The sequence below is a fragment of the Paenibacillus brasilensis genome (genome assembly GCF_009363115.1).
In the GTDB taxonomy this organism is placed as follows: Bacteria; Bacillota; Bacilli; order Paenibacillales; family Paenibacillaceae; genus Paenibacillus; species Paenibacillus brasilensis.
The window spans coordinates 2,366,383-2,393,378 of record NZ_CP045298.1 but is presented as its reverse complement, the minus strand read 5'-3'; the positions used below and the strand labels follow the sequence as shown (position 1 = coordinate 2,393,378).

The window sequence follows — 26,996 nt, the reverse complement described above, 5'->3', positions numbered from 1 at the left end:
TTAGGACAATATGGGCTTGCTTTTAGATGATGCTTCTGCGACCTTGCCAAGTATCTGTCTCAGTACTTTAGCATTCTCCCCGACATAACCGGAATCAAGCAGCACATCGTGCGTACCGATAATTCCGTACTCTTCGTATTGACCATGCGTTGACTGTTGCCATAGCAGTTTATCTGATGATGTCACTGGACCAATGGTATCGTCCTCTGCAATCAAGGCATGAATATTCGCCTGAACCTCACCCTCGTTAACAAGCTCATTCCGATAGATGGAGTAGATCAATATTTTCTCTTTGACTCGTTCCCTGTCGGATGGATCGGCCAGGAATGCTTTGTACTGATCCTCAATGCTGTCCAACACCGTCTCGACGATCTCTTCAAGCTGCTCTGGTGTCGATTCATCCTTGGATGTCTTTCTCATCGCATCGACCATAATGAGGTCGCTGACCTGATGACCTCGGCTTTCCATGGCTTTGGCCACCTCGAAGGCCAGATTTCCTCCGAGGGAGTAGCCCAGGAAGACATAAGGTCCCTCTGCTTGAATCCCCTCAATGGCATCCACATATCGATCCAGCATATCTTGACCCTGAACACGATCGCCAATGAATTCGAACCCGTATACTTCGCAATGCCCTTCCAGCTCCCTGGCCATCTCATAGTACCCCAGAGAGTAGCCAACCCGAGGAGGGAAACAAAACACTTTGAGATCTCCCTTCCCTGGGAAGTGGAGGATTTCCATTTCTTCTTCATCAGAAGCAGCTTTTGCCCGCAGCTTGAAAATTTCTTGTGCCATTTCCTCCACAGTCGGAAGATTGAACACGAGTTGGAGCGGAAGCTGTACGCCCATGCCGGTCGAGATTTTCTGGATCAATCCCAATACTTTCAGGGAATGGCCCCCAAGCTCGAAGAAATGATCTTTGACTCCGATTTCCTGCACGCCGAGTACCTCGGACCAAATATGCGCCAGTTCGACTTCTGTCGGCGTACGTGGCGGGATATACTCGGCTGTGCTCCGCAGCAGTGCTTCCGGTGCCGGCAGCGCTTTGCGATCCAGCTTGCCGTTCGGATTCAGCGGCATTTGTGCCAACTGTACGAACGCAGTCGGAATCATGTAGCTTGGCAGTTCGTTGGCCAGTGCTTCACGTAATACGCCCGCTGCAAGCCCTTCTTCAGCCACAAAGTACGCGCAAAGCTGAGTACTTCCAGTTGCATCAGCCAGTGCAAGAACGACTGCTTCCTGCACAGATGGCACTTTAAGAATTTGTGCTTCCACTTCTCCCAGTTCAATGCGATAACCCCGGATTTTTACCTGGTGATCGATCCGTCCCAAATACTCAATATTCCCGTCTGGCAGCCATCGGGCCAAATCGCCCGTCCGGTAAATCCGTGCTCCCGGTTTGTACGGATGAGGAATAAACTTCTCCGCCGTCAGTTCCGGCTGGTTGAAGTATCCCCTTGCTACCCCTTCGCCTGCAATGCAGAGTTCCCCCGGTACACCTACAGGTGATACCTGAGAAGCACTATCCATCATCCAAACCTGGACGTTCGCGTACGGCTTACCGATAGGTACATGCGTTAGAGCAGCAGTCTCAGGGCTCGTTGTATATCGGGTCGCATATACGGCTGCTTCCGTAGGACCATAGATGTTCTCCAGCACTGCGTGTGGAGACACTTTATAGTACTCTTCTACAAGTTTGGCAGGCAGCGTCTCGCCGCAGGCAAACAGGTATTTCAGCGTAAGGAATCCCTGAGTGTCGCTTTCTTTTAAATACTGAACGAGAACACTGAGCATCGACGGCACCAGATTGAGATGCGTGATACGGTTCGTATCCACAGCCTCCAGCAGTGCCAACGGGTCTTTGTCCACGCCTTGCGGCAGGATCACGAGAGTTCCTTGCCCAAAGAACCAGCAGAACAACTCCGGCACGGAGAAGTCAAAGGTGAATGTTGTTTTCAGCAGGAATCGGTCACCTGCCAGCATCGGATATTCAGTTTCCAACTGACTCAGCGTATGGACAGCGGAACGATGTTCAATCATTACGCCTTTCGGCTTGCCGGTTGAACCTGACGTGTAAATGATATACGCCAGATGCTCCGGCCCCGCGATGGGCTCGAGATTCGAGTCATCAGCATGATACGCCTGCGGATCATCGAGTGCCAGGAGTGTACCAGCAAACGGAAAGCGATCTTTGAGATGGTTCTTGGTCAACAGAAGCTTCGCTCCTGAATCCTCCAACATGTGTCGAATGCGATCTTCCGGGAATTCCGGATCAATCGGCACATAGGCCCCGCCCGCTTTTAGAATGGCGTGGATACCAATAATCATCTCAAGCGAGCGCTCAACCATAATGCCGACTGGTTGGTCCGGTTTAACCCCTTGGGCGCGCAATGTACGCGCGAGGCGGTTTGCCTGCCGATGAAGTTCTCCGTAGGTAAGCTCGATCTCGCCGTAAATAAGTGCTGTACGATCCGGTGTGAGCGCCGCTTGTTCCTCAAATATACGGTGAAGAGTCTTCTCACGCGGATAAGGAGCTGCTGTATCCCCCCATACCTCTATAATCTGCGATTGCTCTTCCGGCGTGATCATGCCCAGATCGCAGACCGGGCTATGCGGGTTATCAAGTAATTGTTCAAGCAGATGAACCGCATGTGCCTGCAGACGACTGATGGTATCCGCTTCAAACACGAGCGCATTGTATCTCATATGAAGCTTGAGCTGTGCACCCGGCTCAATGGTAAGAACAAAATCATAGTTCGTTTGTTCGAATGCTTCGAGAACGGTAATCTCCATCTCATCCCGATCGTTTTGTCTCATCTGGCCGAGCCGCTCTTCCACCGGGTAGTTTTCAAATACCATGACGTGGTTGATTAAGCTTTGCTTTTGCTCAGTCAACGCCTGGATTTCATACAGCGGATACGTATCGTAAGCGTGCGAGGCCAAATACTGCTCTTGCAGCTTTTTCAGCAATTGCGCGAAGGTCTCCCCTTCTTCTGTTTGAACGCGAACGGGAACCGTATTGATAAACAGACCGACCATATTCTCAATACCCGGTATGTCCGCAGGTCTTCCCGATACCACGTTTCCGAAAACGACATCCCGGCTGTTATTGTACCGTTGCAATAAAATCCCCCATGCTGCCTGCATCAGCATGCTAACCGTTACTTGATGCTGCTTGGCCAACAGTTCGATCTGCTTGGTCATATCCTCGCCAAGATCGCAGATCGTATATTCCAGCCTGTACCCTTCGACTTTGCCTTGGGCTTTTACTTGCGGCAATAGCGTTTGCTGCTCATAGTCTTCCAGGTACTTGCTCCAATAATCGGTAGCCTTTCCGGCATCCTGACGATCCAGCCACTCGATATAGGTACTGTAGGATGGCGCTGGTGGGAGCTTCGGTTGTCTTTGCTCCAGAATCGCCGTATAGTGCTCGAATACCTCCTGCATCAGAAGCGGAACGCACCAGCCATCAATAATAATATGATGGAAGCTCCAGATTAGGCTGTAGTTTTCTTCCCCGGTACGGAGGATCGAGACACGCAGCAGTGCATCCCGGGTCAGGTCAAACCCTTTTGCCCGATCCTGGACATTAAAGTTCTCTGCATACGCATCGCACTGCGCCTGATCCATTCCGCGCAAATCCTCACAATAAAAATCACTTTGCCTGTTGCGGAATACAACTTGTACAGGCTCGGCCAAACCATTGTAAAAGTTGGTGCGCAGTGCATCATGGCGTTGCATTAAGGCATCCAGACTTTGAGCGAATACTTGCATGTCCAGACTTCCCCGGATGCCAAAAGTCGATTGTTCGAAGTAAGAACCCGAATTAGACTCCAGCAGGCTCAGGAACAGCATGCCCTTTTGCATCGGCGCCAGCTTGTACACATTTTCGATCTCGCCGACATGCCGGGTTTGCTGCACAAGCTGCTCCAGTTCCTCCAGGCTGAGATCCGAAAGCAGCAAATCGCTTGGCGTCAGCTCCGACTGCTCTTTACCCGCGCAGTGGAGGATGATTGCCTTAAGGCTGCTTTGAATCAGCTCGGCCAGCTTTTCCATCGTCTCCTTGCGGTATTGATTTCCGCAATAGCTGATGGCCAGCTTCAACGTACCTTCCGAAATCATGCCGTTGATGTCCAGTACATAATTCCGCACGCTGTTTTCGCTAATGGCAACCCCGGTTGAATAAGGCGAAATTTGCAGCTTACTACTGTCCAAATCCTGGTCGAACTGCCCCAGATAGTTGAAGCTGATTTCCGGCTTAAGCTGCAAGGAATCGTCCCCGTTTACTCCGTTATCGGACAAGTGGGCCAAAATCCCGTATCCAATGCCTTTATTCGGAATGTGGCGAAGCCCTTCCTTGACACGCTTAATGCTACGAGAAATGTCCTGTTCGGCCCCGGTCTCCAGTACAACCGGATATTGGCTCGTAAACCAGCCTACGGTCCGGGTGATGTCGGTATCTGGAATGATCGGTTCCCGACCGTGTCCCTCCAGATTTACCAGCACCTGCTCCGTTCCCGTCCAGGCATGAACTGCCATGCCCAAAGCGGTCAGCAGCAAGTCGTTTACTTCCGTGTTGTAAGCGTGGTTAGCCTGCTTCAACAGCAGCGAGGTTTCTTCCTCGCTCCATCCAGCTACTACCGTCTCGCTGTCGCGAACCTGGGCTGTAGGGTGAGCAAAATCCATCGGCAGCGGTTCAATAGCTGCTGCCGTCTGCACGATTTGCCGCCAGTACTCCCGCTCGTGTTCCATCGTCGGACTTGCCGCATGCAGTGACAATTGCTGCGCCCATGTGCGGAACGAGTCTGTTTTTTGCGGCAGCCGGATTTCCCGCCCGCTTGCCGCCTGTTCATAGCCTGCGGCGATATCCTCGAACAATATCCGCCACGATACTCCGTCCACCGCCAGATGGTGAATGACGATCAGCAAATGGTCGCCGTCCGCGCAATGGAACAGCCCCAGCTTCAGCAGCGGCCCTTCGCTCAGGTTCATGCTGCGCTGAATGTCGCTTGCTTTCGCTTCGATGGCAGCTGCGTAGTCAGCCTCGCCCCGGAAATCCGCGATGTCGAGCGTGTACAGCTCGCCCTCGCCGATGCCGCGGTTCCACGCTTCGTATCCGTGATCGTTCAAGCGGAATACGAGCCGCAGTGCATCGTGATGCTCGGCGATTTTGGCCAGCGTTTGACGCAGCGCTGTCTGTTCAAAGCCTTCCGCTCGATACAGCATGACCGAATGGTTATAGTGATGCGGATCAACAGGCGTCTGTTCAAAGAACCAGTGCTGGATCGGGAGCAGCGGCGTTGCACCCGTCACTTCCCCTTGATCAACGATGTGGCCGACGATTTGCGCATGCGGGCTGAGCTCAGCTATAGTCAGATACTTGAACAAATGTTTCATGTCCAGCTTGTAGCCGGCTTGCAGCAGTCTCGAAGACACCTGGATCGACTTGATCGAATCGCCCCCAAGGTCAAAGAAGTTGTCATGAATGCCGATTCTTCCGACACCTAGCACGCCCTGCCAAACGGTGATCAACGCTTGCTCCACCGCTGTACGTGGAGCCTCATAGGCGGTTCCGGTCGGCAAGCTGCCTTCAGGCGCGGGCAGCGCTTTGCGGTCGACTTTCCCGTTAGGCGTATACGGCAACCGCTCCAACTGTACAAAGTACGACGGGATCATGTAGCTTGGAAGCTCCTTCGCCAATACTCCGCGGAGCTCGCTTGCCGTCAACGAACGGTCAGCAACCAAATATGCGCATAGCTGCTTTTGCCCGTCCTCACTCGCACGAGCCGTTACGACGGCTTCTTGTACAGCTTCCACTTTCATGAGCTGCGCTTCCACCTCGCCTAGCTCGATTCGGTAGCCGCGTATTTTCACTTGCTCGTCGATTCGTCCCAAATATTCGATGTTTCCGTCCGCCTGCCATCGGGCCAGATCCCCTGTCCGATACATCCGCCCACCTGGAGCAAACGGGTTGTCCACGAATTTCTCCGCCGTCAGCTCAGGACGGTTCAGATAGCCCAGGGCGACTCCGTCTCCGGCAATGTACATCTCTCCGGGTACGCCCGGCGGCACCAAATTGCGCTGCGAATCGAGCAAGTAAATGTACACGTTGTCGGCCGGAACCCCAATCGGTACGGACTCCTTCGTATCCCTCACAGGATCGTAGAGGTAAATCATGCATCCGACTACCGTTTCGGTTGGCCCGTATTCGTTGAAAATTTCGATGTTTCCGCCAAACAGATCAGAGATGCTTTTCGCCAAATGAGTGCTGAGATTTTCTCCGCCTACGATCATTTTTCGAATTCTAGAGTGGTCGGGCATCTTCATGTCTTTGATCAGGCTCAAATGCGTCGGCGTCAGCTTAAGAATGTCCACCTGATTGTCCTCAATGATCTCCTGGATTAACGTCCCCTTGTCCGCCCCTTCATAAATGAAGATCGTATTGCCTGTGATAAGCGGCGTAAATATTGAGGTAAGCGTCAAATCGAAAGAAATCGACGAATACAATGGAAAATCAAGCTTTTCCTCGCCTACATACACTTTTTTCGCCCACCAAATATAGTTGACCAAGCCTTGCTGCGTAATCATGGTTCCCTTAGGCAGTCCTGTAGTACCAGAAGTATAAATGAGATACATAAGATCCTTCGGCTTGACTGTAATGCCCGGATTGGAACGGTCTTCTGCGTATGCCTGGCTGCTGTCCAAATCCACCATCTTGCCTTCGAAGCTCGCCAAATCAGGTTTTTCCTGCCGTAAATGACTTTGCGTGAGCAGCAGCTTTGTACCCGAGTCTTTTAAAATATAGTGAATCCGCTCTTCCGGATATTCCGGGTCAATCGGTACATAAGCGCCACCGGCCTTCAAAATTCCGAAAATCCCGATCACCATTTCCAGCGAACGCTCGACCATCAGGCCGACAAATTGCTCCGACCGAACGCCTTCGGCGCGCAACGCATGCGCCAACTGGTTCACCCGATCATTCAGCTCGCGATACGTTAGCCGACTTTCTCCGAACACAACTGCCGTCTGATCCGGCGTTCGCTCCACTTGCTCCTCGAACATCTGATGAATCGGTTTATCTTTCGGATAGTCAACCGCAGGAGCGTTGAACTGCTCCAGAATCTGCGCTTGCTCCTGAGCTGTAATGATTGCAATCTTCGACAGCTTCGTCTCGGGTGCGCTCACCACCGTATGGATCACCTGCACGAATTGGCTCGCTAACCGTTCGACCGTTTCCTGCTTGAACAGCGCACTGGCGTACTCAAAGCTGCAGACGAGTTCCTCGCCTTGCTCCGCTATAAGAAGCGTCAGATCAAATTTAGCGGATTGATTCTCATACACATACGGTTTGAATTGCAATCCGGCAATCTCCCGTTCGCTCTGCTCCGTATTTTGCAGCACAAACATCGTATCGAACAGCGGATTTCGGCTCATATCCCGATTTAAATTGAGCTTCGCAACCAATTCCTCGAACGGATAGTCCTGATGCTCGTATGCTTGCAGTGCCGTTTCTTTGACTTCCTGCAAATAGTCAAGAAACGATTTCTCGCCGGACGGATAATTGCGGAGTGCAAGCGTGCCGACAAACATCCCGATTAGACCTTCCAGATCACTGTGCGACCTTCCCGCAATCGGGGTGCCGACAATCACATCCTCCTGCCCAGTATATTTATGCAAGAGCGCGGTATATGCGGACAGCAGCACCATATATAAGGTCGATCCAGTTTGCGCCGCAAGCTGCTGCAAAGCCTGCCCTTTGGCGGCATCAATCACAAAATCAACCTGTTTTCCTGCAAAGCTTCGCTCCGCCGGACGAGTTTCATCAATCGGCAAATCGAGAATTGGGAGCTCGCCGCGGAATACGTCCAGCCAGTAGGCTTCCTGCTTCTCAATCCGCTCGCTTTGCATCTCCGTTTGCTGCCATACTGCATAGTCTTTGTACTGGATCCGCAGCTCCGGCAGCTCGCTTCCCTCGTACATCTGCATAAATTCCTCGGTCAACACGCCCATCGAGGTTCCGTCAGAGACGATATGATGCATATCAAACAGCAACAGATGGCGATCTTGCTGCAGCTTGATTAATCCGGCCCGCAGAAGCGGTGCCTGCTGTAAATCGAACGGGCGGATAAAGTCGCGAATGCGGTCTTTTGCCTCTTCTTCCTGGGCCTCAATATATTCCACCGTAAATGGCACTTCCTCATGCACTCGCTGCACCGGTTCGCCGTTCACGACATCAAAGCTCGTTCTCAATGTCTCATGTCGGCGTATGAGTCGGCGGAACGCAGCTTCCAGCCGCGTGCGGTCCAGTTCTCCTTCTACCGTCATAACGCCCGGCATATTGTAGCTGATTTCTCCGCCTTCGAGCTGGCTGAGCACGTACAAACGCTTCTGTTCCGAAGATACCGGGTAGTAGCTTCGTTCTCCGACGGTCGGAATGGAAGCATAAGCCGCTTGATCCCGGCTTTCGATCATTTTCGCCATCTGTTCGATGGTCGGGAATTGAAACACTTCACGGAGCGCAATAGGGGCGTTCAGCTCTTTGTGAATACGGGACACGAGAAGCGTAGCCCGCAAAGAGTGTCCTCCGATTTCAAAGAAGTTATCTTTGATCCCTACATGCCCCACGCCAAGCACGTCCTTCCAAATCTGTGCGAGCCGCGCTTCCACAGGCGTTGTTGGCGCATCATACTTCGCACCTGTTAGAAGATTGCCCTCAGGCGCAGGCAGTGCTTTACGATCTATTTTTCCATTCGGGCTCAGCGGCATTTGCTCAAGCTGCACGAAGTACGACGGGATCATATAGCTCGGAAGCTCCTGACCCAGCGCTCCGCGGAGCTCGCTTGCCGTCAGCTCTGCATTCGCCGTAAAGTATGCGCACATCTGCTTTTGACCGTTCTCGTCTTCCTTTGCTACGACAATTGCCTCCTGCACAGCCTCCACCTTCAATAGCTGTGCTTCCACTTCGCCGAGTTCAATCCGGTAGCCGCGTATTTTCACCTGATGGTCGATCCGTCCCAAATATTCGATGTTTCCGTCCGACTGCCAGCGGGTCAAATCTCCCGTCCGGTACATCCGCTCTCCCGGCACAAAAGGACTGTCCACGAATTTCTCCGCCGTCAGTTCGGGACGATTCAGATATCCTCGGGCCACTCCGTCCCCCGCGATGCACAGCTCGCCCGGTACGCCGATGGGCTGCAGCTTGCCGCCTTCGCTGACGATATAAAGCCGTATATTCGAGATCGGCTTTCCAATCGGAACCGTTCTGTACGCTTCATCCGCTTGCAGGTTAAAGTACGACACATCGACCGTTGCTTCCGTCGGCCCGTACAAATTCACCAGCTTCGCCTGGCTGGCCGGGGCAATGAATTGCTGGAACCGTGCCGCCGCATTCGGCGTTAAGGCTTCCCCGCTGGTAAACACTTGCTTCAGCGAAGACAGCTTGCTTTGCGCTGGCTCTCCTTGATGCTCGATGTATTCCAGAAAGGCGTTCAGCATCGCCGGTACGAAATGCATCGTGCTGATTCCTTGCGCAGCAATCGTCTCCACCATCACTTCCGGGTCTTTCTCCCCGCCGACCGGAAGCAGGCACATACTCGCTCCGACGAACGACCACCAAAACAACTCCCATACGGAAACGTCGAACGTGATCGCCGTTTTTTGCAGTATCGTATCTCCCGCATCCAGCGGATATGCCTCCTGCATCCAGATCAGGCGGTTGATCACCGACCGATGCTCGATCATGACCCCTTTCGGCTTGCCCGTCGATCCCGACGTATAAATGACATACGCCATGTCCCCTGGTCCGGCGACTGGCGCCAGATTCGAGCCGTCCTGCTCGTACGCCTGCGCCTCGTCCAGCTTCAACGTCCGACCTTCGAAGCGGATATGGTCCTGCAAATGGCTTGGCAGCAGGAGCAGCTTCGCCCCCGAATCCTCCAGCATGTAGCGAATGCGCTCTTCCGGGTAGCCCGGATCTATCGGTACGTAGGCTCCTCCGGCTTTTAAGATCGCGAAAATGCCTACCATCATATCCAGCGAACGCTCCGCCATCAACCCGACGAGCTGATCGGCCTGCACGCCTTCGGCCCGCAACGTGCGCGCCAGCCGGTTCGCCCGCTCGTTCAGCTCGCGGTACGTGAGCCGGCTTTCCCCAAATACAACCGCCGTCTGCTCCGGCGTCCGCTCCGCTTGCTCCTCGAACATCTGATGGATCGTTTTATCCTTCGGATAGTCAGCCGCGGTCGCGTTGAATTGCTCCAGAATCTGGGCCATTTCTTCCTGAGTAGCCAGTTCAAGCTCGCTCACAGGCAAGTTCGGATTGGCTGTAATTTGCTCCAGCACATGCATGAAATGCCCCTGCATCAGCGCAACACCTGCTTGCTTGTAAACCAGACTATTGTAGCGGAAGCTAATCCGAATGGCTTCGCCCGGGATGACGATCAGATTGAAATCATAACTCGTTTGATCGAACATACTGACGTTCGTAATTTCAAAGGCATCCTCGTCACCGCTGGCTGACTGCTCGATTTGCTGTTCCATAGGATAGTTTTCAAATACCATGATATGGGAAATCAAGCTTTGCTTCTGTTCGGTTTGCGCTTGAATTTCATAGAGCGGATACGTATCGTAAGCGCTCGATGCCAGGGCCAGCTCTTGGGTTGCTTTCAGCACATCTGTAAAAGCGGCGCCTTCCTCGGCACGAATGCGAACCGGGATCGTATTGATAAACAGACCGATCATCGTTTCGATTCCGGTTATTTCTGCCGGTCTTCCAGATACGACGCTGCCGAAAACAACGTCCCTGCTGCCGTTGTATCTTTGCAAAACAAGGCCCCAAGCGCTCTGCATCAGCGTATTAATTGTCACTTGATGCTGCTTGGCAATTGATTCCATCCGGCGAGTTAGTTCCCCGCCCAAGTCGCAATCGAGTTCTTCCGCCACATAGCCCGCTGCCTTGTTTTGCGGGTTCTCCTGAATCTCCTGCGGAAGCAGCGTCTGCTGATCGTAATCTTCCAAATACTTGCTCCAGTATGTGGCCGCTTCTTCCGGGCTTTGCTGATCAAGCCATTCAATATATTGACGATACGGCAGGACAACGGAAAGCTCTGGCTGCCGCTGTTCCTGAATTGCGGCATAGTGCTCGAATACTTCCTGCATCATGATCGGCACGCACCAGCCATCCATAATAATATGATGGAAGCTCCAATAGAATTGGTATGTTTGTTCACCGATTCGCAAAACCGAAACACGCAGCAGCGCATCCTGCGCCAAATCGAATCCTGCCGCTGTATCGTTGACGCTGAACGCCTGAGCATACGCCTCGCGCTCGGCTTCTTCCAATCCGCGCAGATCTTCGTAGTAAAATCCGCAAGGCTTGCGCCGATAGACGACCTGTACAGGCTCGGCCAGCCCGCTGTAAAATCCGGTACGCAGCACGTCGTGCCGCTGCACGAGAGCATCCAGACTTTGGGCAAAGATCTCAACGTCCAGGCTTCCCTGAAGACTGAACACTGCTTGCTCGAAGTAAGCTGCCGAATCCGGCTCCAATTGACTGTGGAACAGCATGCCTTTTTGCATCGACGTGAGCTTGTACACATTTTCGATCTCACCGATATGCGCGGTTTGCTGTACAAGCTGCTCCAGTTCCTCCATGCTGAGGTCCGAAAGCAGCAGATCGCTCGGCGTCAGCTCCGGCTGCTCTTTATCTGCGCAGTGCAGGATCACTTCCCGCAGACTTGTACGCAGGAGTTGGGAAAGTTTTTCCATCGTTTCTTTGCGGTATTGCCGCCCATTGTAATCGATTGTCAGCGACAAGACACCCTGCGAAATCATGCCGTTCATATCCAGCGTATAGCGCTGTGCCATCTTCTCGCTTATGGAAGCTCCAACCGAATAAGGCGAAATTTGCAGCTTATTGCTATCCAAGTCCTGATCGAACTGCCCCAGATAGTTGAAGCTGATTTCCGGCTGGAGACGCAGAGCATGACCCTCGTTCTCGCCGTCACCGGACAAGTAGGTCAAAATGCCATACCCGATGCCCTTATTCGGAATGCGACGGAACCCTTCCTTGACGCGCTTGATGCTACGCGAAATGTCTTGTTCAGCCGCCATCTCCAGCACGACCGGATATTGGCTCGTAAACCAGCCTACGGTCCGGGTAATGTCGGCATCTGGAATAATTGGTTCCCGGCCGTGTCCTTCCAGACTTACCAATACTTGCTCTGTTCCCGTCCAGGCATGAATCGCCATGCCCAAAGCGGTCAGCAGCAAGTCGTTTACTTCCGTGTTGTAGGCGTGGTTGGCCTGCTTCAGTAGCAGCAAGGTTTCCTCCTCACTCCATTGCATGGTGACCGTTTCTCCATCGCTTCGGGTAGGGTTATCGTGCTTTTGGTCTTTCGGCAGCGGTTCAATAGCTGCTGCCGTCTGCACGATCTGCTGCCAGTACTCTCGCTCAATTTCCATCGCCGGACTTGCCGCATACTGTGGCAATTGCTGCGCCCATGTGCGGAACGAGTCTGTTTTTTGCGGCAGCCGGATTTCCCGCCCGCTTGCTGCCTGCTCATAGCCTGCGGCGATATCCTCGAACAATATCCGCCACGATACCCCGTCCACCGCCAGATGGTGTATGACGATCAGCAAATGGTCGCCGTCCGCGCAGTGGAACAGCCCCAGCTTCAGCAGCGGCCCTTCGCTCAGGTTTATGCTGCGCTGAATGTCGCTTGCTTTCGCTTCGATGGCGGCTGCGTAGTCAGCCTCACCCCGGAAATCCGCGATGTCGAGCGTGTACAGCTCGCCCTCGCCGATGCCGCGGTTCCACGCCTCATATCCGTGTTCCGTCTGGCGGAACACCAGCCGCAGTGCATCGTGATGCTCGGCGATTTTGGCCATCGTTTGACGCAAAGCCGTCAGTTCAAAGCCTTCCGCCCGATACAGCATAACCGCGTGATTAAAGTGGTGCAGATCAACAGGCGCCTGTTCGAAGAACCAACGCTGGATCGGGAGCAGCGGCGTCTCGCCCATCACTTCCCCTTGATCAGCGATGCGTCCGGCGGTTTGCACATGCGGGCTGAGCTCGGCGATGGTCGGATACTTGAACAAATGCTTCATGTCCAGTTTGTAGCCGGCCTGCAGCAGTCTCGAGGACACTTGGATCGACTTGATCGAATCGCCCCCAAGGTCGAAGAAGTTGTCGTGAATGCCGATCTTCTCCACACCGAGCGCGCCCTGCCAAACAGCAGCCAGTGCTTGCTCCACCGCTGTCCGCGGGGCCTCATAGGCAGTTCCAGCCGATAGGCTGCTTTCAGGCGCGGGCAGCGCTTTGCGATCAATCTTTCCGTTCGGGTTCAGCGGCATGTACTCAAGCTGCACGAAGTATGACGGGATCATATAGCCCGGAAGCTCCTGCGCCAGCGCTCCACGGAGCCCGCTTGCCGTCAGCTCTGTATTCGCCGTAAAGTACGCGCACATCTGCTTCTGACCGCTTTCGTCTTCCCTCGCTACCACGACCGTCTCCTGTACAGCCTCCACCTTCAACAGTTGCGTTTCCACCTCACCAAGTTCAATCCGGTAACCCCGTATTTTCACCTGATGGTCGATCCGTCCCAAATACTCGATGTTCCCGTCCGCTTGCCAGCGGGTCAGGTCTCCCGTTCGGTACATTCGCTCTCCCGGCACAAACGGGTCGTCCACGAATTTCTCCGCCGTCAGCTCAGGTCGGTTTAGATACCCCCGGGCAACTCCGTCTCCCGCGATGCATAGCTCACCTGGCACGCCGATGGGCTGCAACCTTCCGCCTTCACTGACGATGTATAGCCGTATATTCGAAATCGGCTTGCCAATTGGAATCGTTCTGTACGTTTCGTCTGCTCGCAAGTTAAAATACGAGACTTCGACCGTCGCTTCCGTCGGCCCGTACAAATTCACCAGCTTCGCCTGACTGACCGGGGCGACGAGTTGCTGGAACCGCGCTGCCGCAATCGGCGTTAATGCTTCCCCACTCGTAGACACTAGCTTCAACGAGGCCAGCTTGCTTTGCGCTTGCTCTCCTTGACGCTCAATGTATTCCAGGAACACGTTCAACATCGCCGGTACAAAATGTATCCTGCTGATTCTTTGCGCCTCAATCGTCTCCAGAATCACTTCCGGATCTTTCTCCCCGCCGACTGGAAGCAGGCACAAACTCGCTCCTACAGAAGACCAGCCGAACAGCTCCCACACCGAAACGTCGAACGTGATCGCTGTTTTTTGCAAAATTATTTCTCCTGCATCAAATGGATACACCTTCTGCATCCAGGTCAGGCGGTTGATCACCGACTGGTGTTCGACCATGACGCCTTTCGGCTTGCCGGTCGATCCCGACGTATAGATGACATACGCCATGTCCCGAGGTCCGGCGACCGGCGCCAGATTCGAGTCGTCCTGCACATACGCCTGCGCCTCGTCCAGCTTCAAAATCTGGCCCGCGAAACGGATGCGATCCTGCAAATGACTTTGCAGCAGGAGCAGCTTCGCCCCCGAATCCTCCAGCATGTAGCGAATACGCTCTTCCGGATAGTCTGGATCAATCGGTACGTAGGCTCCGCCGGCTTTTAATATGGCGAAAATACCCACCATCATGTCCAGCGAACGCTCGGTCATTAATCCGACGCGCTGATCGACCTGTACGCCTTCGGCCCGCAAGGTGCGCGCCAAACGGTTGGCCCGCTCGTTCAGCTCGCGGTACGTGAGTCGGCTTTCCCCGAGTACAATCGCCGTCTGCTCCGGCGTCCGCTCTGCTTGCTCCTCGAACATCTGATGGATCGTTTTATCCTTCGGATAGTCAGCTGCGGTCGCGTTGAATTGCTCCAGAATCTGCGCTTGCTCCGGAGCCGTGATGATCGCAATCTCCGACAGCTTCGTCTCAGGCATACTCACCACCGCATCGATCACCTGCAGGAAATGATTCGCTATCCGTTCGGCCGTTTCCCGCTTAAACAGCATACTGGCATATTCGAGGCTGCACGCAAGCTCGCTTCCTTGCTCAGTCACATTGAACATCAGATCAAATTTGGCAGCCGTATGCTCATGCGGATAAGGCTTGAACTGCAGATCGGCAATTTCCCGCTGCCCTTGCTCCAAATTGTGCAGGGCGAACATCGTATCGAACAACGGGTTGCGGCTCAAATCCCGTTTCAAATTCAGCTTCGCCACAAGCTCTTCCAACGGGTAGTCCTGATGCTCATACGCTTGCAGCGCCGTTTCTTTGACTTCCTGCAGATAGTCCAGGAATTTTTTTTCACCCGCCGGATAATTGCGTAGCGCCAGCGTGCCGACGAACATCCCAATCAGGCCTTCCAGCTCCCCATGCGGCCTTCCTGCAATCGGGGTACCGACAATCACATCCTCCTGGCCGGTATATTTGTGCAGGAGCGTCGTATATGCGGACAGCAACACCATATACAAGGTCGATCCGGTGCTTGCCGCAAGTCGTTTTAAAGCCTCGCTTCTGGAGGCATCGATCACGAATTCAATCTGATCCCCTTCGAAGCTTTGCAGCGCCGGTCTAACCCCGTCTGTCGGAAGATCGAGCACCGGAAGCTCCCCGCGGAATGTATCCAGCCAATAGGCTTCCTGCTTGCCGATCCGTTCGCTTTGCACCTCCAGTTGCTGCCATACTGCATAATCTTTGTACTGAATCCGCAGTTCTGGCAGTTCGGCGCCTTCGTACAGCTGGATGAACTCCTCAATCAAAATGTTCATCGACGCACCGTCGGAGACGATATGATGCATGTCGAACAACAGCAAATGGCGATCTTTCTGCAACCGGAGCAGTCCGACTCGCAGAAGTGGAGCCTGCCGGAGATCGAACGGACGAATAAACTCACGAACGTGTTCTCTCGCTTCTTCTTCCCGGACCTCTGCATATTCCACCGCAAAAGACACTTCCTCGTGCACCTTCTGCACCGGCTCGCCGTCCACGACATCGAAGCTCGTTCTCAGCGTCTCGTGCCGACGTATCAGCTGGCGGAACGCCGCTTCCAGCCGCGTGCGGTCCAGTTCCCCTTCCACTGTCATAACGCCCGGCATATTGTAGCTGATTTCTCCGCCTTCGATCTGGCTGAGCACGTATAAACGCTTCTGTGCCGAAGATACCGGGTAGTAGCTTCGTTCCCCGACGACCGGAATGGAAGCATAAGCCGCCTGATCCCGGCTTTCGATTATTTCGGCCATCTGTTCGATGGTCGGGAATTGAAACACCTCCCGGAGCGCGATATGGCCGTTCAGCTCTTTGTGAATACGGGACATGAGAAGCGTAGCCCGCAAAGAGTGTCCTCCGATATCAAAGAAGTTGTCTTTAATCCCAACACTTTTCAGCCCCAGCACTTCCTGCCAAATGTTCGCCAGACTTGCTTCTATCGGCGTTCTTGGCGCCTCATGCCGCGACCCGGCTGTTTCGATTTCCTGCGGCGCCGGCAGTGCTTTGCGATCAATTTTCCCGTTGGGGGTCAGCGGCAGCCGATCTACTTGAACAAAATAGGCCGGAAGCATGTAAGCCGGAAGCTCCTGCGCAAGCGCAGCTTTAAGCTCGCTGGCGGGCAGCATTTTCTCCGCAGCGAAATAGGCTGCCAGCTGCTTCTGTCCAGTCTGGTCCTCACGTGCAATGACAACGGCTTCCTGTACGGACTCGACCTGTAAAAGGTGCGCCTCCACCTCGCCCAGCTCGATTCGATAGCCACGAATCTTCACCTGCTCATCAATCCGTCCCTTGATCTCAAGGTTTCCGTCAGCACGCCAACGAACCAAATCACCTGTCCGGTAACAGATCTCTCCCGGCTTTACCGGGTCTTGAACAAATTTCTCCATCGTCAGTTCCGGACGGTTCAAATACCCGCGCGCGACGCCATCCCCGCCGACGATCAGCTCACCCCATGCCCCAATCGGCAGCAGCTTCATCGAGCTGTCCACGACATAAGCCGTCGAGTTGCAGATCGGCCGACCGATGGGCGCCGATTCCGTGAGTTCGCCGGGAATCGCATAGGTCGTCGAGAACGTCGTATTTTCCGTCGGGCCGTAAGCGTTCACGATGCCGAGGCCCGGATTGTCCCGCAGCACCCGGTTGGCATGCGGCACCGATAGCATGTCGCCCCCGACGATCAGCGTCTTGATCGTGCCAAACAGCTTACTGTCCTGCTGCGACAGTTGGTTGAACAGCGGAGAGGTCAGCCACATGGTTGTAATGCCGTATCGTTCGATAGCTTGCTTAAGCTCCCAGGCGTCCAGAATGACATCGTTGCTGGCCAGATAGAGCTGACCACCGTTCAGCAGCGCTCCCCAAATCTCGAATGTGGACGCGTCGAACACCACTGCGCCTGTTTGCAAAATTCGCGTCGTTTCATCCAATTGGACATAGTCCGTAGACTTCACCAAGCGTACGACGTTCCGGTGTTCAACCATAACGCCTTTCGGCCTGCCTGTCGTTCCCGACGTATAAATCACATAAGCCAGATCGCCCGAAGCGCCGGTCAAGCCGAGATTCGATCCGTCTTCGGCATATGCCGCGTCATCGTCCAGATCGATGACGCTCCCGGCAAAGCCGATATCGGCTACGTCGTCCCGCCGGATGAGCAGGAGCTTCGCTCCCGAATCCTCCAGCATATATCCGATGCGCTCCGCCGGATAATCCGGGTCAATCGGCACGTAAGCTCCGCCGGCCTTGAGGATCGCCAAAACGCCAACGACCAGCTCGGTCGACCGATGGGCGGCAATCGCCACGGGCTGATCCCGAACAACACCCTTGTCGCGGAGTGTCCGCGCCAGCCGGTTTGCCCGCTCGTTCAGTTCGCGGTATGTCAGACGCGCGTCTTCGTACACGACGGCCACCTGCGCCAATGACCGTGCCGCTTGCTCCTCAAACAACTGATGAATCGTCTTCTCCTTAGGATAAGCGGTTGTCGCACTGCCTCCGAGGAGCAGCATCTGCGCCTCCTCTTGCGGCGTCGCCAGCTTCAGCTCGTTCACACGAATGTTCGGGCGGCTTACCACCTGTTCCAGCATATGAATCAGATGTCCCTGAATCTGTTCGATGCCAGACTGTTCATAGACGAGCTCGTTATAGCGGAATACGATTTTAAATTCTTCGCCCGGCAAAACAATCAGATTGAAATCATAGTTCGTCTGCTCAAACAGCTCAGCGTCCGTAATCTCAAAAGCTGCCTGCTCCCCGCCCAACAGCTCGATTTGCTGTTCTACGGGATAGTTTTCAAATACCATGATATGTGTGATCAAATGCTGTTGTCCGGTTTGCGTCTGAATCTCATAAAGAGGGTACGTATCGTAGGCATGGGAAGCCAGGTACTGTTGCTGCTGCCGTTTGACCATATCTGCGAAACTGATGGTTTCGTCTGACCGCACACGTACTGGAATCGTGTTGATAAACAGTCCGATCATGCTTTCAATTCCCGGTATTTCCGCAGGTCTTCCCGAAACAACGCTGCCGAAAACAACGTCCCTGCTGCTATTGTATTTTTGAAGCACGATTCCCCAAACAGTCTGCATCAAAGTGCTGACTGTCACCTGGTACCGTTTTGCCGCCTGTTCGATTCGCCCGGTCAGATCCTTGCCCAGCTCGCAAACGATCTGTTTTGAAACGTAGGCTTCCGGCTTGTTTTGGGCTTTCGCTTGAGGAATCTGCGTATGCTGTTCGTAATCTGCCAAATAGTCGCTCCAGTATTCGGCTGCCGCCTGATCATCCTGCCGATCCAGCCATTCGATATAACGACTGTACGGCAAGGCTGGGAGAAACTCAGGTTCTCTCTGCTGGCTGATCGCAAAATAGGTTTGGAACACCTCTTGTGTAATGAGAGGCACGCACCAGCCGTCCATAATGATATGATGAAAGCTCCACATAAGCAGATAATCCGCTTCGCCCTTGTGTAGAACGGAAACGCGGAGCAGCGGGTCCTGCGTCAAATCAAACCCTCTGTTTCTGTCATCATCTATATAATTCCGGATATACGCCTCACGCTGTAATTGCTCCATCCCGCGCAGGTCTTCATAATTGAATTCACTGCGTTTGGTTCGATAAACGATTTGTACCGGGTCGCCCCATCCGTTATAAAAATTGGTGCGGAGCGCAGCATGTCTTTGCACCAAAGCATCCAGGCTTTGCGCAAAGCTTCGCGCATCAAAGTGACCATGCCATTCGAACGTCGCTTGTTCGAAGTACGAAAGTGAATGCGGCTCCAGCAGACTGTGGAAAAACATTCCTTTTTGCATCGGCGTCAGCTTGTACACATTTTCGATTTCGCCGACGTGCCGGTGATGCGATGCCAGTTGATCGAGCTGTTCTATAGTCAATCCCTTCAGCAAGATGTCGCTTGGCGTCAATTCGGCCGTTTCTTTGCTTGTGCAGTGCCGGATGACTTTTTGCAAGGATGTCCGGATGAGCTCGGATAGCCGCTCCACCGTTTCTTTGCGGTATTGTTTGCTACTGTAAGTGATGGCAAGCGATAGCGTTCCTTCGGAAATCATCCCGTTCATATCCAAAGTATAAGCTTGCACAGCATGTTCGCTTATCGCGCCGCCTGTCGAATAAGGAGATAGCTGCAACGAACTATTGTCCAAGTCTTGATCGAATTGGCCCAAGTAATTAAAGCTGATTTCCGGCTTGAGCTCACGTATAACACGTTCCAGATTTGCAGACCCATATTTCAGGAGGCCGAAGCCAATGCCTTTATGCGGAATGCTGCGCATACTTTCCTTGATCCGCTTAATTTGGCCTGACAGGTCGTTGTTGCTTCCGATCTCCAAGGTAACCGGGAATTGACTTGTGAACCAGCCTACGGTGCGGGTGATGTCGATATCCGGGATAATCGGCTCCCGGCCGTGCCCTTCCAGATTGACCAGCACTCGCCCGATACCGCTCCAGGCCTGAATAGCCAGCCCCAGTGCCGTTAAAAGCAAGTCGTTCGTCTCCGTATTATAAGCGCGGTTCGCCTGCTTGAGCAGCAGCTCCGTTTCCTCTTCGGTCCATTGAATCGTGATGGTTTCGCTGTCTAAAACCAGCGGACAGGTCTGCACCTCATCCTTCGGCAGCGGCTCTGCTACTATTTGCCCGAGCTGTTCCCAATAAGCCCGCTCATGTTCCATCGCCGGACTTTCCGCGTACAGCGACAACTGCTGTGCCCATGTCCGGTAGGAATCCGTTTTTTGCGGGAGCTGAATCTCCTGGCCGTTTACCGCCTGCTCGTAGCCTGTCGCGATATCTTCGAACAAAATTCGCCACGACACACCGTCTACGGCCAAATGGTGAATGACAATCAGCAGATGATCCCCTTCCGCGCACCGGAACAACCCCAGCTTCATCAAAGGTCCATGAATCAGGTCGATGCCGCGTTGGATTTCGCTTGCTTTCGCTTGGATGGCTGCCTCGGGGGCAACCTGCTCTTTGAAATCGACAATTTCCAAAGTATACAGTTCGCCTTCCGCCATGCCGCGGTTCCACGCCTCATATCCATGTTCCGTCTGGCGGAACACCAGTCGCAGTGCATCGTGATGTTCGGCGATCTTCTTCATCGTTTGATGAAGCACCGCTTCCTCAAAACCATCCTCCCGATACAGCATGACAGCCTGGTTAAAGTGATGCGGACTTACGGAATGCTGCTCGAAAAACCAGCGCTGAACCGGGAGCAACTTGGTCGCGCCACTGACTTCCCCTTGCTCCGCTATGCGACTGACCGTTTGGACATACTGGCTCAGTCCCTCAATGGTTGGATGCTTGAACATATCTTTCATTTCCAGCTTGTAGCCTGCTTGGAACAGCCTTGAAGACACCTGGATCGATTTGATTGAATCGCCCCCAAGGTCGAAGAAGCTGTCGTGAATGCCGATATTGCGTACACCGAGCACGCTTTGCCAAACGGAAGCCAGAGCTTGCTCCACGGCTGTCCGCGGTGCAGCGTACTCGGTTCCCGTGTGAACATTCTCCTCGGGAGCCGGCAGCGCTCTGCGATCCACCTTCCCGTTGGCCGTCAGCGGAAGCTGCTCCAGTTGGACAAAGTAGGATGGAATCATGTAGTTGGGCAGTTCTTTTGCTAGCGCGCTTCTGATCTCGCCTGCGCTCAGCCGGTTGCTGGCCGCAAAATAGGCGCAAAGCTGTTTTTGTTCGCTTTCGTCCGCCCGCGCAATCACGACGGCTTCCCGAATCGATTCTATCTTGGCAAGCTGAGCCTCCACTTCGCCCAGCTCAATGCGGAAGCCGCGGATTTTCACCTGCTCATCAATCCGTCCCTTGATCTCAAGGTTTCCGTCAGCACGCCAACGAACCAAATCACCTGTCCGGTAACAGATCTCTCCTGGCTTTACCGGGTCCTGAACAAATTTCTCCACCGTCAGTTCCGGACGGTTCAAATATCCGCGTGCGACACCATCCCCGCCGACAATCAGCTCGCCCCATGCCCCAATCGGCAGCAGCTTCATCGAGCTGTCCACGACATAAGCCGTCGAGTTGCGGATCGGCCGACCGATGGGCGCCGATTCCGTGAGTTCGCCGGGAATCGCATAGGTCGTCGAGAACGTCGTATTTTCCGTCGGGCCATAACCGTTCACGATGTCGAGGCCCGGATTGTCCCGCAGCACCCGGTTGATATGCGGGGCTGATAGCATGTCGCCCCCGACGATCAGCGTCTTGATCGCGCCAAACAGCTTGCTGTCCTGCTGCGACAGTTGGTTGAACAGCGGAGAGGTCAGCCACATGGTTGTAATGCCGTATTGTTCGATAGCCTGTCTAAGCTTACGGGCGTCCAGAATGACATCGTTGCTAGCCAGATAGAGCTGACCACCGTTCAGCAGCGCTCCCCAAATCTCGAATGTGGACGCGTCGAATACTACTGCGCCTGTTTGCAAAATTCGCGTCGTTTCATCCAATTGGACATAGTCCGTATTCTTCACCAAACGAACGACGTTCCGGTGTTCAACCATAACACCTTTCGGCCTGCCTGTGGTTCCCGACGTATAAATAACATAAGCCAGATCGCCCGAACCGCCGGTCAAGCCGAGATTCGACCCGTCTTCGGCATATGCCGCGTCATCGTCCAGATCGATGATGCTCCCGGCAAAGCCGATATCAGCCATGTCGTCCCGCCGGATGAGCAGGAGCTTCACTCCCGAATCCTCCAGCATATATCCGATGCGCTCCGCCGGATAATCCGGGTCAATCGGCACGTAAGCCCCGCCAGCCTTGAGGATCGCCAAAACGCCAACGACCAGCTCGATTGACCGATGGGCAGCAATTGCCACGGGCTGATCCTGAACGACACCCTTGTCCCTGAGGGTCCGCGCCAGCCGGTTTGCCCGCTCATTCAGTTCGCAGTACGTCAGACGCGCGTCTTCGTACACGACGGCCACTTGCGCCAACGACTCTGCCGCTTGCTCCTCAAACAACTGATGAATCGTCTTCTCATGTGGATAATCCGCTGTCGTCGCATTGAATTGCTCCACGATCCGCACTTTTTCCTGCGGCGTAATGATCTCGATCGACGATAGTTTTGTCTCGGGTTTCTCCAAAATAACGTCAATCAACTGCAGCAGGTGCTTCGTCATCCGTTCCACGGTTTCCCGTTGGAACAACGCAGTCGCATACTCCAGGCTGCATGCCAGTTCTTCCTCGTTCTCGGTTACATTCAGCGTCAAGTCGAACTTCGCCGTCTGATGAGGATGAGCATAAGATTTAAACTGCAGTCCTTCGATTTCCTGATTCCCTTGTTCTGTGTTTTGCAACACAAATAAGGTGTCAAATATCGGATTGCGACTTAAATCTCGTCTGAGATCAAGCTTTTCGACCAGTTCTTCGAATGGAAAGTCCTGATTTTCATACGCTTTTAACGCCGATTCCTTGACTTCCAGCACATACTGATAAAAAGTCTTGTCTGCAGCCGGGGAGTTTCGGAGCGCGAGCGTATTGACAAACATTCCGATCATGCCCTCCAGATCGGCGTGCGGCCTGCCAGCAATCGGGGTTCCCACGATAATGTCTTCCTGCCTTGTATATTTATGCAGCAATGCGGTATAAGCGGAGAGCAGCACCATAAACAAGGTGGAACCGGTTTGGGCGGCAAGCTGCTGTAAAGCATGGGTTTGTCGCTTATCAACGACAAATTCAATCGAGCTTCCCGCGAAGCTCTGTACGGGCGGTCTCGCATAATCCGTCGGTAATTCGAGCACGGGCAGCTCGTCGCGATAGACATCCAGCCAGTACGCTGCTTGCTTATCCAGCCGTTCGCTTCGAGCCTCAGCCAGCTGCCAAGCCGCATAGTCCTTGTATTGAATCCGCAGCTGCGGCAGTTCCTCCCCTTCATACAACCGGTTGAATTCTTCCACCAAAATGTTGATGGACGCACCGTCGGAAACAATATGATGCATATCGAACAACAAAAGATGACGCTCCGCTTCCAGCTCGATCAGTCCCACTCGCAGAAGCGGTGCCTGCCGAAGATCAAATGCCCGTACAAAACGGCGAATGTAAGCTGGCGCTTCCTCCTCCGTTGCTTGAGCGTACTCTAACGCAAAGGGAACCTCCGGATGCACGCGCTGCACCGGTTCGCCGTTCACCACGTCAAAGCTTGTTCTCAGCGTCTCGTGCCGACGGATCAATTGACGGAACGCTTCTTCCGCTCGCGTGCGATCCAGACTCCCTTCCACCATCAGCACGCCCGGCATGTTATAGCTGGTTTCCCCGCCTTCGAGCTGGCTCAGCAAGTACAGCCGCTTTTGAGCCGAAGAAACAGGATAATCCGCTTGTTCCTCGACACGCGGGATGGACGCATAGTTAACATGCTCCCTTCCATCCAGCAACTGTGCCATTTGCTCAATGGTCGGTGCTTGAAACACTTCCCGCAGGGATATACCGACGTTCATTTCTTTTTGAATCCGAGCCGTCACGATTGTGGCCCGCAAAGAATGTCCTCCGATCTCAAAGAAGTTGTCCTTGATCCCGACGATTTTCAGTCCCAGCACTTCCTGCCATATTCGCGCAAGCTGCGCTTCCCGCTCGCTTCGAGGCGCTATGTACTCCTCTCCGGTATTCATATGTTCTTCCGGCGCCGGCAGCGCCTTGCGGTCAATTTTACCATTCGGGCTCAGCGGCATTTGATCAAGCTGCACGAAGTACGACGGGATCATATAGCCCGGAAGCTCCTGCGCCAGCGCTCCGCGGAGCTCGCTTGCCGTCAGCTCTGCATTCGCCGTAAAGTATGCGCACATCTGCTTCTGACCGCTTCCGTCTTCCCTTGCTACAACGACCGTCTCTTGCACAGCCTCCACCTTCAACAGCTGCGTTTCTACCTCACCGAGTTCAATCCGGTAGCCCCGTATTTTCACCTGATGGTCGATCCGTCCCAAATATTCGATGTTCCCGTCCGCCTGCCAGCGGGCCAGGTCTCCCGTCCGGTACATCCGCTCTCCCGGCACAAAAGGACTGTCCACGAATTTCTCCGCCGTCAGCTCCGGTCGGTTTAGATATCCTCGCGCGACTCCGTCTCCCGCGATGCACAGCTCGCCCGGCACGCCGATGGGCTGCAGCTTGCCGCCTTCGCTGACGATATAAAGCCGTATATTCGAGATCGGCTTACCGATTGGAATCGTTCTGTACGTTTCGTCCGCTTGCAAGTTAAAGTACGACACGTCGACCGTCGCTTCCGTCGGTCCGTACAAATTCACCAGCTTCGCCTGGCCGACCGGAGCCACGAATTGCTGGAACCGCGCCGCCGCATTCGGCGTTAATGCTTCACCGCTGGCAAACACTTGCTTCAGTGAAGCCAGTTTGCCTTGCGCTTCCTCTCCTTGACGCTCGATGTATTCCAGGAAGGCGTTCAGCATCGCCGGTACGAAATGCATCGTGCTGATCCTTTGCGCAGCAATCGTCTCCACAATCACTTCCGGGTCTTTCTCCCCGCCGACCGGGAGCAGGCACATACTCGCTCCGACGAACGACCACCAGAACAGCTCCCATACGGAAACGTCGAACGTGATCGCCGTTTTTTGCAGTATTGTATCTCCTGCATCCAGTGGATACGCCTCCTGCATCCAGATCAGGCGGTTGATCACCGACCGGTGTTCGACCATGACGCCTTTCGGCTTGCCGGTCGATCCCGACGTATAAATGACATACGCGATGTCCCGAGGATCGGCGACCGGCTCCAGATTCGAGCCGTCCAGCACGTAGGCTTGCGCCTCGTCCAGCTTCAAAATCCGGCCCGCAAAGTGTACCCGATCCTGCAAATGGCTTGGCAGCAAGAGCAGCTTGGCCCCCGAATCCTCCAACATGTAGCGGATGCGCTCTTCCGGGTAGTCCGGATCGATCGGTACGTAGGCTCCTCCGGCTTTTAATATGGCGAAAATGCCCACCATCATGTCCAGTGAACGCTCGGCCATCAAACCGACGAGCTGATCGGCCTGCACGCCTTCGGCCCGCAAGGTGCGCGCCAGCCGGTTCGCCCGCTCGTTCAGCTCGCGGTACGTGAGCTGACTTTCCCCGAACACAACCGCCGTCTGCTCCGGCGTCCGCTCCGCTTGCTCCTCGAACATCTGATGGATCGTTTTATCCTTCGGATAGTCAGCTTTCGTATCATTGAATACGGTCAAAATTTCATTTTTTTCCTGTTCATTGATCAGAGATATCTCCGATATTTTTTGTTCCGGATTTTCGACAATATGTTCCGTTATAACAAGGAGATGTCGAATGATTCTCGCAATCTCACTGGCATCGAACAGGCGGGAACGGTAATCGACATGCAGCACCAATTGATCTTCATCCAACATCTCGGCAATATGAAGCACCAGATCATTGACTTCATCGCCGCCAAAATCATAATCTGTATGAATGCGAACGTCATCCAGATCCACCCAGCTTACTGGACGATATTCCATCGAAACGCCGAACAGCCGTTGGATATCCTTGCTGCGGTAGGTTTCCCTTAAATCTTGAATCAATTGATTATATGGATACTTTTGATGCCGTAAAATCGTGGTTTGATCCTTGACCACGCTTTGCAAAAAGCTGATCAAATCAGCGTCAGGGTCAACAAAAGACCTAGCTGCTATTGTACTGACGAACATGCCCACCGTATTTTTTTCCTTCTTTGTCGAACGGTTGGCTAACGAGGTACCAATCGCGATATCCTGCTCGCCGATCGCTTTGTGCATATAAATGTACATTGCCGCCATAAAAAATTGAAACAAGCTAACTTTATTATCTTGGCAAAATTGCTTTATTTGCTTGTACAAGCCGCCGTCTACTGTAAAGTGCGCTCTTTGGGCAACCGTGCTCAACAGCAGCGGATCATACGGTTTCAATCCGGTCACGTCCGGCAGTCCGGCAAATTTATCGTTCCAGAACTCCTTGTCCTTTGCAAACCGATCAGACTGTACATAAGCTCCTTCCGTTTCGATATATTCGATATAAGAATATTTTTTGCCCAGTTGGGGTTCTATTCCCCGAATAATATCAACGTAATATTCCGTTAACTGGTTTCCGAAAAGAACCATGGAAATGCCGTCGGAAATGATGTGATGCATTTTAACACTCAGCCAATACTCGTCATCGCTAATTTTAATAAACAAAAATTGAAAAAGCTCATTGTTGAGCAGTTCAAAAGGCGCTTGCTTATGACCCTCCAACCAGCTATTCATTTCATCTATGCTTTTGAAATCCGCTGCATCCAGACAAGTGAACTCCTTGTCCTCAAAAGGCACTACGTATTGTCGGGGAATACCGTCCTCGGCCGTGATGCGAATCCGAAAAGCATCGTATTGCTTAATAACCATATTGATGGAGCGCTTTAAGGCATCTATGTTCATTTTTCCTTTAAACTTTACGGTTCCCAGAAGCAACGATACGGACGTATTCGGGTAAAGCAGCTCAGTGTACCAAATCCGCTGTTGCGCATTCGTTAAAGGAAAAAATTGATGTACGTTGTTATTCATAACCTAATCCTCTTCCCTTCTTGTGATTGCGATGACCTTAT

Annotated in this window: 1 protein-coding gene; it reads right to left on the bottom strand. The window is 53.5% G+C overall.

Annotated features, from left to right (window positions below; translation table 11 throughout):
- Complete coding sequence (locus tag GCU48_RS11205; protein ID WP_152380056.1) at positions 1 to 26,955, bottom strand: non-ribosomal peptide synthetase; 26,955 nt, start codon at positions 26,953 to 26,955, stop codon at positions 1 to 3.
- Positions 26,956 to 26,996: the final 41 nt, after the last annotated feature.